Origin of the sequence: Streptomyces sp. NPDC087420 (assembly GCF_044744165.1) — a bacterium.
Lineage (GTDB): Bacteria > Actinomycetota > Actinomycetes > Streptomycetales > Streptomycetaceae > Streptomyces.
In genome coordinates, this window is the sequence record NZ_JBIUXU010000002.1 from 345,161 (window position 1) to 359,557 (window position 14,397).

Annotated in this window: 13 protein-coding genes; 7 read left to right on the plus strand and 6 right to left on the minus strand. The window is 69.5% G+C overall.

Annotated elements, in window-relative coordinates:
• Window positions 1–30 precede the first annotated feature (30 nt).
• Window positions 31–735 carry a DUF5324 family protein gene (locus ACIO1C_RS05045; protein WP_401858738.1) on the minus strand — a complete coding sequence of 235 codons (705 nt, stop codon included), beginning with the start codon at window positions 733–735 and terminating at the stop codon, window positions 31–33.
• A gap of 425 nt (window positions 736–1,160) precedes the next feature.
• Between ACIO1C_RS05045 and ACIO1C_RS05050 the strand changes: the two genes are divergently transcribed.
• Window positions 1,161–1,688: a peptidylprolyl isomerase gene (locus tag ACIO1C_RS05050; RefSeq protein ID WP_401858741.1), complete on the plus strand. Its 528-nt coding sequence runs from the start codon at window positions 1,161–1,163 to the stop codon at window positions 1,686–1,688.
• Window positions 1,689–1,794: 106 nt separating this feature from the next.
• Complete coding sequence (locus ACIO1C_RS05055; RefSeq protein ID WP_401858744.1) at window positions 1,795–2,661, plus strand: rhomboid family intramembrane serine protease; 867 nt, start codon at window positions 1,795–1,797, stop codon at window positions 2,659–2,661.
• A gap of 285 nt (window positions 2,662–2,946) precedes the next feature.
• On the opposite strand, the gene crgA is transcribed toward ACIO1C_RS05055, so the two are convergent.
• Window positions 2,947–3,204, minus strand: a complete 258-nt coding sequence (gene crgA, locus ACIO1C_RS05060; protein WP_161312913.1) for a cell division protein CrgA — start codon at window positions 3,202–3,204, stop codon at window positions 2,947–2,949.
• A gap of 139 nt (window positions 3,205–3,343) precedes the next feature.
• Here crgA and ACIO1C_RS05065 point away from each other — a divergent pair, with 139 nt between their 5' ends.
• The 5 genes from ACIO1C_RS05065 (at window position 3,344) to ACIO1C_RS05085 (ending at window position 7,548) form a co-directional block, all read left to right on the plus strand.
• Entirely contained in the window at window positions 3,344–4,147 is an 804-nt protein-coding gene (locus ACIO1C_RS05065; RefSeq protein WP_401858747.1) for a DUF881 domain-containing protein, read from the plus strand.
• A gap of 229 nt (window positions 4,148–4,376) precedes the next feature.
• On the plus strand, window positions 4,377–4,550 hold the full coding sequence (locus ACIO1C_RS05070) for a hypothetical protein (RefSeq protein WP_202534728.1): 174 nt from the start codon (window positions 4,377–4,379) through the stop codon (window positions 4,548–4,550).
• Window positions 4,547–5,185, plus strand: a complete 639-nt coding sequence (locus ACIO1C_RS05075) for an aminodeoxychorismate/anthranilate synthase component II (protein WP_401858752.1) — start codon at window positions 4,547–4,549, stop codon at window positions 5,183–5,185. The genes ACIO1C_RS05070 and ACIO1C_RS05075 overlap by 4 nt, the downstream gene beginning before the upstream one ends.
• Window positions 5,182–6,714, plus strand: coding sequence for a class E sortase (locus tag ACIO1C_RS05080; RefSeq protein ID WP_401858755.1), 1,533 nt, complete (start codon window positions 5,182–5,184; stop codon window positions 6,712–6,714). Before ACIO1C_RS05075 ends, ACIO1C_RS05080 begins: the two co-directional genes overlap by 4 nt.
• Window positions 6,715–6,756: 42 nt before the next feature.
• Window positions 6,757–7,548, plus strand: a complete 792-nt coding sequence (locus ACIO1C_RS05085) for a class E sortase (protein ID WP_401858757.1) — start codon at window positions 6,757–6,759, stop codon at window positions 7,546–7,548.
• A gap of 93 nt (window positions 7,549–7,641) precedes the next feature.
• On the opposite strand, the gene pknB is transcribed toward ACIO1C_RS05085, so the two are convergent.
• The 4 genes from pknB to ACIO1C_RS05105 form a co-directional block, all read right to left on the minus strand.
• Window positions 7,642–9,699, minus strand: a complete 2,058-nt coding sequence (gene pknB, locus ACIO1C_RS05090; protein WP_401858760.1) for a Stk1 family PASTA domain-containing Ser/Thr kinase — start codon at window positions 9,697–9,699, stop codon at window positions 7,642–7,644.
• A gap of 170 nt (window positions 9,700–9,869) precedes the next feature.
• Window positions 9,870–11,330: a peptidoglycan D,D-transpeptidase FtsI family protein gene (locus tag ACIO1C_RS05095; protein WP_401858763.1), complete on the minus strand. Its 1,461-nt coding sequence runs from the start codon at window positions 11,328–11,330 to the stop codon at window positions 9,870–9,872.
• A complete protein-coding gene (locus ACIO1C_RS05100; protein WP_401858765.1) occupies window positions 11,327–12,724 on the minus strand; it encodes an FtsW/RodA/SpoVE family cell cycle protein in 1,398 nt (465 codons plus the stop codon). Before ACIO1C_RS05100 ends, ACIO1C_RS05095 begins: the two co-directional genes overlap by 4 nt.
• A 25-nt stretch (window positions 12,725–12,749) precedes the next feature.
• Entirely contained in the window at window positions 12,750–14,318 is a 1,569-nt protein-coding gene (locus tag ACIO1C_RS05105) for a PP2C family protein-serine/threonine phosphatase (protein ID WP_401858767.1), read from the minus strand.
• Window positions 14,319–14,397 lie beyond the last annotated feature (79 nt).

The window sequence follows — 14,397 nt, forward strand, 5'->3', positions numbered from 1 at the left end:
GCCCGCCATCGCCGCGGCCGAACCGCGTGATCAGCCCCGGTCGTCCCGGTCTTCACGCTTGTCCCGCTCGGCGGCCTCCGCCTCGGCCTGCTTCGCCTGGACCTCAGGATCCAGCGGGTCAACCGCCTCCCGGCTGCCGTCCACCGACGTCAGCGGCGCGCGGTCGGACAGCTCCGTGGCGGCCGGCGGTTCCACCAGCCAGTCCGGGTTAGCCTGCTTGTCCCACCACTTCCAGGCGGCGAAAGCGCCACCGGCCACCGCGCCGAGGACCAACAGGCCCTTGGCGAGACGTCCGGCCCTGGCCCGCCGCTGGTGCTTCTTCACCAGCTGTCGTACTTCCTTCGCGGTGATCTGTCCGCGCAGAGCGGCCAGCGCGGCCGCCGAACGCGCCGCGGCCTCCTGGGCCACGGGCTGTGCGGTGGCCACCGCCTGCTCGACCCGCGGCACCGTGTAGTCCGCCGCCTGACGGGCGGCCTTCCGGGTACGCGCCGCGGCCTGGTGCGCGGCGTCATCGAACTTTGGGGGCACATGGGGCGCCACATGGGCGCCGTACTGGATACGAGCTTGCTGAGCGGCCTTCGACACGGTCGGGGCCAGTCGTACACGCGCCTCGTGCGCGTACAACGCGGCCTGCTCCTTGGCCGTACCGGCGTAAGGCGCCACCGCTTCCGCGGCGTGCTGCACGCTCTCCTTCGCCGAACCGGTAGCGGCGCGCACGCTGTCCATGCGGGTCACAGGATCATCCTCCTCGGTGGCGTTCCGTATATCGCCTATCCACCCTTTTCGAGATCATGCCCGCTGGGCTCGGTCTCGGCATGCGATGCGGGCATCCGGGTCATGGAAGGCGACTTGGGTGATGCTCGGGCATTGCGGTCCTTTGGGACCTCGTGCACGACAATGCCACGCTTCGCTTCGGCATGCGCCTGTCCCGGCGGGACCTGGCGAGCCTTTTTTCGGCGTGAGTACTGCGCGTGTACTTTTCCGCGCCTGTCCGCCGAAGTGCCTCCGTACACCTGTGCCGTGCACCCGGCTCGTACCCGTCCGGTTCGTACCCCCGGTTCGTACCCCCGGTTCGTACCCCCCGCTCGTACCCCTTCCTCCGTGCCGTGTCTTCCGTGCGAGGATCGCGGGAGTCAGCGAAGACACACGGAAGGCAGATCGTGGCCGAGCAGCTTTACGCCACCCTGAGGACCAGCCAGGGGGACATCGAGATCCGGCTCCTGCCGTATCACGCGCCCAAGACGGTCAAGAACTTTGTGGAGCTCGCCCAGGGCGGGCGCGAGTGGATCCACCCGGCGACCGGCAGGAAGTCGAACGATCCTCTGTACGACGGCACGGTCTTCCACCGCGTCATGAGCGGATTCATGATCCAGGGCGGGGACCCGCTGGGCAACGGCACCGGGGGACCGGGGTACGAGTTCGCCGACGAGTTCCACCCGGAGCTGGCCTTCGACAAGCCGTACCTCCTGGCCATGGCCAACGCGGGCCCCGGCACCAACGGCTCGCAGTTCTTCATCACCGTGTCGCCGACCACCTGGCTGAACCGCAAGCACACTATCTTCGGCGAGGTCAGCGGCGAGGCAGGCAAGAAGGTCGTGGACGCCATCGCCGGTACGCAGACGAATCCGCGCACCAACCGCCCGTTGCAGGACGTCGTCCTCGAGTCGGTCGTCATCGAGAAGCGCTGACCCCGTCGGGAACCTTCGTGCCCTGTCCGTCCGTAGTGGTTACATGACGGGCCCGGCGGCCCGGCGCGCTCCGTGCCGGCCGCCATCAGCAGGCGGGAGGGGACCGATGGACCAGCCGCGCGAAGGCGTGCCCAGCTGCTACCGGCATCCTGGGCAGGAGACCGGTGTCCGCTGCACCCGGTGCGAGCGGCCCATATGCCCCGCGTGCATGGTCGACGCCTCGGTCGGGTTCCAGTGCCCGGAATGTGTGCGGGAGGGTTCCGGTACGGGGCAGCCGCCGGCCGCCGGCCGGCCGCGGACCGTCGTCGGCGCGACCGTCGCCCGCGACCCCCGGCTGCTGACCAAGATCCTGGTCGCCCTCAACGTCGTGGTGTTTGTCATCGCCTGGCAGAGCGCCGGCTTCGTCAACCGCTTCGACCTGGTCGGCGCGGCCTTCGACCCGGAGCTGGGCCACCAGGTGGGGGTCGCGGACGGGCAGTGGTACCGGCTGGTCACGGCGGTGTTCCTGCACGAGCAGGTCTGGCACATCGGCTTCAACATGCTGAGCCTGTGGTGGATCGGCGGACCGCTGGAGGCGGCGCTCGGCCGCGCCCGCTACCTCGCGCTCTATCTGATCTCGGGACTGGCGGGCAGCGCACTCACCTATCTGCTGGCCGCGCAGAACGCTCCCTCGCTGGGCGCGTCCGGTGCCATCTTCGGGCTCTTCGGCGCCACGGCCGTCCTGATGCGCAAGCTCAACTACGACCTGCGGCCCGTCATCGGACTGCTCGTGGTGAACCTCATCTTCACCTTCAGCATCCCGGACATCGCCTGGCAGGCGCACATCGGCGGCCTGGTGGCGGGCACCGTCGTGGCCGTCGGCCTCGTCCACGCGCCCCGGGAACGGCGGGCCCTCGTGCAGTACGGGACGGCGGCGCTGGTGCTGGCGGCGACGCTCGCGATCATCGTGCTCCGTACGGCCGTACTCACCTGAGAGCGCGGCCGCCGCTCCACGGGCCGAGTTGTCCACAGTGCGTGTCGGATCTTGTGCATGCTGTGGGGAACATCAGTGCCCCTTGTCGCTGATGTGGGTCTGACCAGCAACGACAAGGGGCGGCTGTGGAGCGGGAACGGCGGACGCAGTCACACCGGCGTCAACATTCCGCGGAGTTATCCACAGATCTTCTGACCTTTTCCCCTGCTGTGGACAACGCTGTGGATAAGCCTGGGGAGAGCTTGACGCCCGGGGGGTGGAGCGGCTATTTCCACGGTGGAGCGGCTACTTCCACTGGGTGGAGACACCGAAGCCGATGGCGATGAAGCCGAAGCCGACCACGATGTTCCAGTTCCGGAAGCTCTCCAGCGGCAGACTGCCGTCGGTCACATAGAAGAGGACGATCCAGACCAGGCCGATCAGGAACATGGCCAGCATGACCGGAGCCACCCAGCTGCGGTTCGTCAGCCTTATGTTGGTCGCCTGCTTCGCGGCCGGCGGCGGCGTGAAGTCGGCCTTCTTGCGGATACGTGACTTCGGCACGAGGAACTCTCCTGTCGATGCGCTGCGTGACCGCGCAGGGGACTGAAACGGGGTGCCGGGCGGGGAACAGGGGGAACGCTGCCTCCCCAGGCGTCCGTTAGCGTAGTGCTTCCGTGGCGTCTAAGGAGATAAGGGTACGTTGAGCAATTCCGCCGACTCTCCGCCAGGGGCCCCCGAGGGGACTCCCGGGGGCGCGCCAGAGGGGCCGCGCCGCCGCCTGGTCCCCCGGCCGGTCAGGCTGCTCACGGCCGCCGTCTTCGCCCTCGCCGGCCTGATCTTCGTGACCAGCTTCAACACGGCCAAGGGCACCAACATCCGTACGGACGCCTCGCTGCTCAAGCTCTCCGACCTGATCCACGAGCGCGACCGCAAGAACGCGGACCTGGGACACTCCACCGCGGAGGTACGGCGTGAGGTCGACGCCCTCGCCAGCCGTGACGACGGCTCCACCGAGGCCGAGGACGCCCGGCTGCGCGCCCTGGAGAACGCCGCGGGCACCGAGGCGCTCACCGGCTCCGCCCTCACCGTCACGCTCGACGACGCCCCGCCGGACGCCACCGCCAACCCCGGCTACCCCGAGCCGCAGCCCAACGACCTGGTCATCCACCAGCAGGACCTCCAGGCCGTCGTGAACGCCCTGTGGCAGGGCGGGGCCCAGGGCATCCGCGTGATGGACCAGCGGCTGATCTCCACCAGCGCGGTGCGCTGCGTGGGCAATACGCTCATCCTCCAAGGACGCGTCTACTCGCCGCCGTACCGGATCACCGCCGTGGGCGACCAGGAGAAGCTGTCCAAGGCCCTCGCGGACTCCCCGGCCATCCAGAACTACCAGCTGTACGTGAAGGCGTACGGCCTGGGCTGGCAGGTCGACGAGCACAAGCGGGAGACCCTCCCCGGATACACCGGCACGGTGGACCTCCACTACGCGAAGCCCACCGGATAGGGCGGGGCTCCGGCGGAGCCGGAGACGGGCTTCGCCGGAGCCGGAGACGGGCTCCGCCGGAGCCGGACAGTCCGTTACGTGGCGGGTCCGCGCCGCGTTCACGGCGGCCGCTGTGACGAACGGCAAACTCGAACCTCCGTACAGCTGGCCGGTGCACCGCCCATGTGTCCCCGCCGCCCTTTAGTCTGTTGCTGTACCGGCTGGTGCGGTACCGAACGGAAGGGACAGCATGTACGGCTGGATCTGGCGGCATCTGCCGGGCAACGTGTGGGCGCGGGCGGCCATCTCGCTCGTGCTGGCGCTGGCAGTCGTCTACGTGCTCTTCCAGTACGTCTTCCCGTGGGCGGAGCCCCTGCTTCCGTTCAACGACGTGACGGTCGACGGATCGGGGTCGGCCGGATGAGCGCCCGCATCCTGGTCGTGGACAACTACGACAGCTTCGTCTTCAACCTCGTCCAGTACCTGTACCAGCTCGGGGCCGAGTGCGAGGTGCTGCGCAACGACGAGGTCACCACCTCGCACGCGCAGGACGGCTTCGACGGCGTCCTGCTCTCCCCCGGCCCGGGGACCCCCGAAGAGGCCGGTGTCTGCGTCGACATGGTGCGCCACTGCGCCACGACCGGGGTGCCCGTCTTCGGCGTCTGCCTCGGTATGCAGTCGATGGCGGTGGCGTACGGAGGTGTCGTGGGCCGTGCCCCCGAGCTGCTGCACGGCAAGACCTCGCTCGTCACGCACGAGGGCCAGGGCGTCTTCGCCGGGCTGCCGTCGCCGTTCACCGCGACCCGGTACCACTCGCTGGCGGCGGACCCCGCGGAGCTGCCGGCGGAGCTGGAGGTCACGGCACGGACCGCCGACGGCATCATCATGGGCGTACGCCACCGTGAACTGCCCGTGGAGGGCGTCCAGTTCCATCCCGAGTCGGTGCTCACCGAGCACGGCCACCTGATGCTGGCGAACTGGCTGGCGCGGTGCGGGGATCCGGGTGCGGTCGGCCGGTCGTCGGGCCTCGCACCGGTGGTGGGCAAGGCGCTCGCGTGACGGCACTCCGCCCGGAACACGACGCGGGCGGCCCGGGGGCCCCGTACGCGCGCGAGGAGGCCGTCGATGCCGCGGCTGTCGAGGCCGCGGCGGCGGAGGCCGCGCTGAGGGCGGCGGTGGGCGGCCTGGCGGACCCGCTGAACGATCCGCTTCCGGGGCAGGCGCCGGGTCCGGTTCCGGGCCCGGTCCCCGGTCAGCCGTCGGGCCGGCCGGGGTCGGGCGGTGGGACGGCGGCTCCCCGGGCGCGTCAGGGCCGTCACCGGGGGCCGGAGAGCCGGCAGGAGGCGGGGCGGGCTCCTGTTGTCCCAGAGGCCCTTGGGGCCGCCGGACAGGCTCCTGTGGCCCCCTCGGCCCCTTCCCTCTCCTCTGCCCCGGTGGGGCCTTCCGTCTCCGCCGCCGCACCGGTGTCCGTACCCCTGACGCCCGAGCGGCCGGTGGCCGATCAGGGTCAAGGCAAAGGTCAGGGTCCGGAGTCCGTACGGGAAACCGCGCCCGCCCCCGCGACGCCCGCCCCCGCGTCCGTACCGGGAGCGCTGGACGAGACCCTCATATCCGGGCCCCTCCCCTTCATCCCGCCGGTCCGCACCCCGGCCGACCTTCCCGACGACGCGACCATCGGCCTCCGTACGGACGATCTGCGCCGCGCGACCGCGGCACGGTCCGCCGAGTCCGCCACCGCAGGCCAGGAGCGGGGCGGGCGCGCGGAGCGCCGTAAAGCCGCCAAGGGCGGCCGGGGACGCAGGCGTCAGGAGCCGGGGGCGGCCGAGGCCGAGAACGGCCCCGGGACGGCCGCGCACGGGTCCGCGCCGGCCAAGCCGCTCTCCCGCGTCGAGGCCCGCCGCGCCGCGCGCGCGGCGAAGGACAGCCCCGCGGTGGTCGTGAGCCGTGTGGTCGGCGAAATGTTCATCACCTTCGGCGTGCTGATGCTGCTGTTCGTCACCTATCAGCTCTGGTGGACGAACGTCCGGGCCGACCAGTACGCCGGCAAGGAGACGAACAAGATCCAGGACAGCTGGGCCAAGGGTCGCAAGCCCGGGGTCTTCGCCCCGGGCCAGGGCTTCGCCATCATGCACATCCCCAAGCTGGACGTCGTGGTGCCGATCGCCGAAGGCATCAGCAAGTCGAAGGTCCTCGACCACGGCATGGTCGGGCACTACGCGGAGGGCAAGCTCAAGACGGCGATGCCGGAGGACAGGCAGGGCAACTTCGCGGTGGCCGGCCATCGCAACACCCATGGCGAGCCGTTCCGTTACATCAACCGGCTGCAACCGGGCGACAAGATCATCGTCGAGACGCAGGACGCCTACTACACGTACGCCATGGCCAAGGTCCTGCCGCAGACCTCTCCGTCCAATGTGAGCGTGATCGACCCGGTGCCCCCGCAGTCGGGGTTCGCGGCGCCCGGCCGCTACATCACGCTGACGACCTGTACGCCCGAATTCACCAGTACGTACCGGCTGATCGTGTGGGGCAAGATGGTGGACGAAAGGCCCCGCAGCAAGGGCAAGCCGGACGATCTCGTCGGCTGAGCCCGTCGGGGGGCCGACTGGACTTGGACGGGGGCGGGTGCGGTGGCAGCGAGAACCGAACACGACGAGCAGACCGGCGCACCACCGCCTTCGGGACCGGACGCGCCCGCCGCGCCGCCCGACCCCTCGCCGGGCCGGCGGCCCAGGAGCCGTCTCGCGTCGGTGGTCAGCGTCTTCGGCGAACTGCTCATCACCGCGGGCCTGGTGCTCGGCCTGTTTGTCGTCTACTCGCTGTGGTGGACCAACGTGCTCGCCGACCGCGAGGCCACCAAGCAGGGCAACGAGGTACGCGACAACTGGGCGCAGGGCGGCACGGGCACGGGCGGCGACGGCAAGCCCCCGGCCTTCGACCCGAAGGACGGCATCGGCTTCCTGCACGTCCCGGCGATGAACAACGGCGAAGTGCTCGTCAAGAAGGGCACGGAGGCGAAGGCCCTGAACAACGGGATCGCCGGGTACTACACCGACCCGGTCAAGTCGGCGCTGCCCTGGGACAAGAAGGGCAACTTCACGCTCGCGGCGCACCGGGACGGCCACGGGGCGAAGTTCCACAACATCCACCAGGTCGAGGTGGGTGACGCGGTCGTCTTCGAGACCAAGGACACCTGGTACATCTACAAAGTCTACAAAGAGCTGCCGAAGACGTCGAAGTACAACGTGAACGTCCTGCTCCCGGTCCCCAAGGAGTCGGGCAAGAAGAAGCCGGGCCGCTACCTGACCCTGACGACCTGCACGCCGATCTACACCTCGGACTACCGCTACATCGTGTGGGCGGAACTGGTCCGCACGGAAAAGGTCGACAAGAACCGCACCCCGCCGCCGGAGCTGCGCTGAGAGTCGCGTGGTAGCCGGATCCGTACGCGAGGAAGCCCTGGCCCCCCAACGTGGGGCCAGGGCTTCCTGGGTGTTCGACGCGACGTGCGGCGGTCAGTCCTCCGTACGGAAGGCGACTCCGGACGCTCCTCCGAAGAAGCCTCCGTCGTTGCCTCCGTCGCCGTCGCCGCCGCCGTTGTTTCCGCCGTTCTGGCCGGAGGGGTCGGCCACCGTGCGCAGGACGACGGCCGAACCCTTGTCGACCTGCGTGCCCTCGTTCGGGTCCACCTGCACGACGATGGCGTTGTCGTCCTGGGGTGAGTTCGGGGCGAACGTCGCGCTGAGCCCCTGGCTCCCGAGGATCCCCTTGACCTCGCCGACCCGCTTCGTCACCAGTCCGCCCGGGACGGCGACCTTCTCCTGCTGCGGGCCCTTGGAGACCTGGAGAGTGATCTGGGTGCCCTTGGGGGCCTTGGTGCCGCCCGAGGGGTCCTGTTTGATGACGATGCCCGCGGGCTGATCGCTGTCCACGTCCACCCGCTTGACGGTGAAGCCCAGCGTGTCCTCCAGCTGCGACTTCGCGGCGTCGAACTGCTGGCCGTTGGTCACATCGGGGACGTCGACCTGGGCCTGCTTGGCGATGGTCAGCGTGACCTCGGCGCCCTTCTCGGCCTGCGTGGCGCCCTCCGGGTCCTGCTCCAGGACCGTGCCGGGGTCTTCGTCCGACTCGATCTGCTTGGGGTCGCCGACCTTGAAGCCCTTGTCCTCCAGGAGCCGGGTCGCGTCCTTGAAGTCCTTGTCGGTGACGTCGGGGACCTCGACCTTCGGCGCGCCCTCCGAGACGACGACGTTGATCGTGTCGCCCTCGTTCATCTCGCCGGCCTCCGGGGCCGGGATCTGGCTGCAGATGGCGTTCTTGGGCTGGTCGCAGCGTTCGCTGCTGGACTGGGCGACCTTGACCCCGGCGTTGGCCGCCAGTGTCTCGGCCTCCGTGAGGGTCTTCCCGACGAGGGTGGGGATCGGCACCTTGCTCTTGGCGTCGTCGTCGCCGCTGAAGACCGCCTGGCCGATCAGGATCGCGCCGACCAGGACCAGCACACCGGCGACGATCAGCAGGATCGTCGACGTGTTGGACTTCTTGGGCTGGCGCCGCCGGCCGGGGCCGCCCCCGTCGTAGCCGCCTCCGCCGAAGCCCCCGTCGTTCGGGTTCATCGGGGGGAGCATCGACGTGGCCGGGTCGGCCGTGCGCAGCGCCGTGGTCGCGTGGTCCTCGGGGCCGCCGTACCCGCCGCCGTAGCCGACCGAGCCCATGGCGGCGGTCGCTCCGACGGGCTGGCCGTCGAGGCAGGCCTCGATGTCGGCACGCATCTCGTCGGCGGACTGGTAGCGGTAGTCCCGGTCCTTGACGAGGGCCTTGAGGACGATCGCGTCCATCTCGGGCGTGATCTCGGGGTCGTACACGCTGGGAGGCTGCGGCTCTTCCCGTACGTGCTGATAGGCCACCGCGACCGGGGAGTCCCCGACGAACGGCGGCCGGACCGCGAGCAGCTCGTAGAGCAGGCAGCCGGTGGAGTACAGGTCGGAGCGCGCGTCGACCTGTTCGCCCTTGGCCTGCTCCGGGGAGAGGTACTGGGCGGTTCCTATGACGGCGGAGGTCTGCGTCATCGTCATGCCGGAGTCGCCCATCGCACGGGCGATGCCGAAGTCCATGACCTTGACCTGGCCGGTGCGCGTGAGCATGACGTTGGCGGGCTTGATGTCGCGGTGGACGATCCCGGCGCGGTGCGAGTACTCCAGCGCCTGGAGGATCCCGACGGTCATCTCCAGCGTGCGCTCGGGCAGCAGCCTGCGCCCGGAGTGCAGCAGCTCACGCAGGGTCGAGCCGTCGACGTGCTCCATCACGATGTACGGGAGGGAGACGCCGTCGACGTAGTCCTCGCCGGTGTCGTAGACCGCGACGATCGCCGGGTGGTTGAGCGAGGCGGCGGACTGGGCCTCCCGGCGGAACCGGGCCTGGAACGACGGGTCACGGGCCAGGTCGGCCCGGAGCGTCTTCACAGCGACGGATCGGCCGAGCCGGGTGTCGTGCGCGAGGTACACCTCGGCCATGCCACCACGGCCGAGCACCGCGCCCAGCTCGTACCGGCCGCCGAGGCGACGCGGCTCTTCCATAACTGTTCCGGCCCTCTCCGTCAGTCCCGATCGCACCGGTGAGTGGTCTCCGGCGATGTGCTGTACGCGCCTACGCTACCGGGCACGCCCCGTGCGGTCCGCCTGTACCAGTCACCTGATACGCGACCGGTATCGCAATGTGCAGATATGGACGTGAGCCGTGACCGGCGTCACCTCTTGCTGTCGATGACCGCCTTCATCACGTCCTTCGCGATGGGGGCGGCGAGGCCGCCGCCCGAGATGTCGTCGCGGCTGGCGTCGCTGTCCTCGACGACGACGGCCACGGCGACCGGGGATCCGCCGTCGGTCTTGGCGTAGGAGATGAACCACGCGTACGGGTTCTTGCTGTTGTTCTCGCCGTGCTGTGCCGTACCGGTCTTTCCGCCGACCGTCACGCCGTTGATCTGGGCGTTCGTGCCGGTGCCTTCCTTGACGACCGTCTCCATCATCTGCTGGAGCATCTGCGCGTGCTCCTGCGTGAGGGGGCGGCTCAGCTCCTCCGGCTCGGTCTGGCTGAGCTGGTCCAGGTTGGGCGCCCGCAGCTGGTCGATCATGTACGGCTTCATCAGCTTGCCGTCGTTGGCGATCGCGGCGGCGACCATGGCCATCTGGAGCGGGGTGGTGCGGGTGTCGAACTGGCCGATGGAGGAGAGCGCGGTCTGGGACTCGTTGATCTTCTCGGGGAAGACCGACGCGTTGGCCCGGACCGGCACGAACTGCTCGGAGTTGAAGCCGAACTTCTTCGCGGTCTCCAGCATCTTGTCCGCGCCGACGTCCACACCGAGCTTGCCGAAGACCGTGTTGCACGAGTACTGGAGCGCCACGCGGAGCGTGGCGTTCTTGCAGGGGATGTTCCCCTCGTTCTCGAGCGGTCGTGTCGTGCCCGGCATGATGTACGGAAGGGGCGAGTCGGTCTTGTCGTCGATGCCGGTCACGACGCCGTGCTCCAGGGCCGCCGCCGCCGTGACCACCTTGAAGGTGGAACCGGGCGGGTAGGTCTCACGCAGCGCGCGGTTGAGCTTCGGCTGGTCCTTGTCCTCTTCGAGCTTGCTCCACGCTTCGCCGTCCTTGTCGCTGTTGCCGGCGATCGAGGACGGGTCGTAGCTGGGGGTGGAGGCCAGGGCGAGGATCTTGCCGGTCTTCGGGTCGATCGCGGCGACCGCGCCCTTCTTCGTCCCGAGGCCTTCGAAGGCGGCCTTCTGGGCGGCGCCGCTGAGGGTGGTGACGACGTCGCCGCCCTGCTTCTTCTCGCCGGTGAACATCGCCAGGGTGCGGTCGAAGAACAGCTGGTCGTCGGTGCCGGTGAGGATGCCGTCCTCCAGCTTCTCGATCTGGGTGGCGTCGAAGGCCTGCGAGGCGAAGCCGGTGACGGGGGCCCACATGGGGCCGTCCACGTAGGACCGCTTGTAGGCGAAGTCGCCGACCTTTGTCTTGACCGACCCCGTTATCGGCTTCCCGTCGACGATGATGTTGCCGCGCTCGTGCGCGTAGCGCTCGATCAGGACCCGGCGGTTGTACTTGCTGGAGTTCAGCTCGTCCGCGCGTACGTACTGGAGCCAGTTGTCACGGACCAGGAGCGCCAGGATCAGCAGGCCGCAGAAGATCGCGACCCGTCGCAGGGGTTTGTTCACGGTCGGACCACCTGGGTCATTTCGGCGTCGGGTGACGGGGCGGGGGCCGGCGCGGGCCTGCGGGCGGTGTCGCTGATACGGATCAGGATGCCGATCAGTGCCCAGTTGGCGATCACCGAGGAACCGCCGGCGGCCAGGAACGGCATCGTCATGCCGGTGAGGGGGATGAGACCCATCACGCCACCCGCGACGACGAAGACCTGGATGGCGAAGGCGCCGGAGAGGCCGATGGCGAGGAGCTTGCCGAACGGGTCGCGGGCGGCGAGGGCGGTCCGTACACCGCGCTCCACGATCAGTCCGTACAGCAGTAGGAACGCCATCGTGCCCGCGAGGCCCAGTTCTTCACCGACGGTGGCGAGGATGAAGTCCGAGTTGGCGGCGAAGCCGATGAGGTCGGAGTGGCCCTGGCCCCAGCCGGTGCCGAGCGTGCCGCCGGAACCGAAGGCCATCAGGGACTTCGCGATCTGCTCGCTGGCCGCGATCTTCCCGTACCCGGCGAAGGGGTCGAGCCAGGCGGTGACGCGGTCCTGGACGTGCGGTTCGAACGTGGCGACGCCCACCGCGCCGCCCGCGGACATCAGGAGGCCGAAGACGATCCAGCTGGTGCGCTCGGTGGCGACGTACAGCATGACCACGAACATGCCGAAGAACAGCAGGGAGGTGCCGAGGTCGGTCTCGAAGACCAGGATCAGGATCGACATGGCCCAGACGACCAGGATGGGTCCGAGGTCGCGGCCGCGCGGCAGGTAGAGGCCCATGAAGCGGCGGCTGGCCAGGGCGAGGGCGTCGCGCTTCACCATCAGGTAGCCGGAGAAGAAGACCGCGATGGCGATCTTCGCGAACTCGCCGGGCTGGATCGACTTTCCGGCGATCTTGATCCAGATCCGGGCACCGAACTGCGCGGGGAAGAAGACCGGGAGGATCAGCAGGACCAGGGCCGCGAACATGGAGATGTACGTGTACCGCTGGAGGATGCGGTGATCCTTGAGGAGCAGCAGGACGGCGACGAAGAAGGCGATGCCGAGAGCCGAGTACATGAGCTGGTTCGTGGCGCCGGGGACGAAGTTCTGCGTCGACTGGAAGAGCTTCGACTGGTCCAGCCGCCAGATCAGCACGAGGCCGAGACCGTTGAGGAGTGTCGCCAGCGGGAGCAGCAGCGGGTCCGAGTACGGGGCGAATTTACGCACCACGAGGTGCGCGATGCCCGCGAGCAGGCCGAGGCCGAGCCCGTAACCGAGCATCCCCGCCGGCACTTCGTCATTGATCGCGAGACCCACGTTCAGGTACGCGAAGATCGGGATGGCGACCGCGAAGGCCAGCAGGGCCAGTTCGGTGTTGCGGCGGCTCGGCGCCTCGATGGCGCCGATGGTGGTGGTGTTGGTGACAACGCTCATGGTGGTGAAGAGGCCCCCTCGGCCGCTACTGCTTCCCGCAGTTCGAGGCCACTTTCTGCTCCTCTTCCGAGAGGCTGGGGCCCGGATTGGGAGTGGCTTTGTCGGGCTTGGTGGTGTCGGTCGGACCGGTCGAGGGCTTGTCGGTCGGCTTGGTGCCGCCCACCTGCTCCTCGCTGTCGGCCACGTCGGCCGCCCGCTCGGCGGCGCGGCGCTGCTCGTCCTTCTTGCAGGCCGAGGCCTGGACGGCGAGCGCGTCGATCTTCTTGCCGGCCTCGCTCAGGTTGCCTTCGGTGATGGTGCTCTCGACCTGCTTGCGCTGGTAGTCGGGGAGGTACTTGAGTTCGATCTCGGGGTGGTCCTTGTGGACCTTCGAGAGCGAGACCCAGGCCAGGTCCTGGCTGATGCCCCGGTAGAGCGCGACATGCTGCTTGTTGGAGCCGACGTAGTACTGGGTCTGGGTCCAGCGGTAGCCGCCGTACAGGCCGCCGCCGACCACGGCGAGCGCCAGGACGACGTAGAAGGATCTCTTGGCCCACTTGCGGCCGCCGCCGGGTTTGACGAAGTCGTCGTCGCTGTAGGTCCCGTACCCGCCCTCGGGCGGCATGCCGCCGTAGCCGGGGTCGTCGCCGCTGCCGGGCGGGCCGAAGCCGCCGGCGGGCTGCTGCGGTACGGCGCGGCCGAGGCCGGCCGCGCGGCCCGCGGGGGTCTGCATCGCGGCGGCGTTCTCCGCGGCGCTGGGCGGGAGCTGGTTCTCGGCGACGGCGCCGACGACGACGGGCGTGTCGTTGAGCTGGGCGGCGAGGGTGTCGTTGGCGTCGACGTCCAGGACGTCGGCGACGATGCAGGTGATGTTGTCGGGCCCGCCGCCGCGCAGGGCCAGCTCGATGAGGGTCTGGATGGTCTCCTGCGGGCCCTGGTAGCCGGCGAGGGCCTCTTCCATGGTCTGGTGGGAGACGACGCCGGAGAGACCGTCCGAACAGATCAGGTACCGGTCGCCCGCCCGTACCTCGCGGATGGAGAGGTCCGGCTCGACGTGGTCGCCGCTGCCCAGCGCGCGCATCAGCAGGGAGCGCTGCGGGTGGGTGGTGGCCTCTTCCTCGGTGATCCGGCCCTCGTCGACCAGGCGTTGCACCCAGGTGTGGTCCTGGGTGATCTGGGTGAGGACGCCGTCGCGCAGGAGGTACGCGCGGGAGTCGCCGACGTGGACGAGGCCGAGGCGCCGGCCGGTCCACAGGAGGGCGGTGAGCGTGGTGCCCATGCCCTCCAGCTGCGGGTCCTCCTCGACCATCAGGCGGAGCTGGTCGTTGGCGCGCTGGACCGCCGTGCCGAGCGAGGTGAGGATGTCGGAGCCCGGCACGTCGTCGTCGAGCTGCACGAGGGTGGAGATCACCTCGGAGGAGGCGACCTCACCGGCGGCCTGGCCGCCCATGCCGTCGGCGATGGCGAGCAATCGGGGGCCGGCGTAGCCGGAGTCCTCGTTGCCCTCCCGGATCATGCCTTTGTGCGACCCGGCGGCGAAGCGCAGCGACAGACTCATGCGCACCTCGCCCGTCGGCTCGCCGGTCGACTGTCGCGCCAGCCGGTCTCGAGCCACACTGCCCACCCTCCGGTCGGGAGCCTGCTCCGGTCCGCTGTCGGGACCGCTGCGGCTCGCTCGCTCCGCTCGCTCATTG

Excerpts from the sequence above, each read along its gene's own strand:
- ACIO1C_RS05055 (WP_401858744.1), top strand. The coding sequence starts at position 1,795 with ATGGACCAGCCGCGCGAAGGCGTGCCCAGCTGCTACCGGCATCCTGGG.
- ACIO1C_RS05070 (WP_202534728.1), top strand. The coding sequence starts at position 4,377 with ATGTACGGCTGGATCTGGCGGCATCTGCCGGGCAACGTGTGGGCGCGG.
- ACIO1C_RS05075 (WP_401858752.1), top strand. The coding sequence starts at position 4,547 with ATGAGCGCCCGCATCCTGGTCGTGGACAACTACGACAGCTTCGTCTTC.
- pknB (WP_401858760.1), bottom strand. The coding sequence starts at position 9,699 with ATGGAAGAGCCGCGTCGCCTCGGCGGCCGGTACGAGCTGGGCGCGGTG.
- ACIO1C_RS05100 (WP_401858765.1), bottom strand. The coding sequence starts at position 12,724 with ATGAGCGTTGTCACCAACACCACCACCATCGGCGCCATCGAGGCGCCG.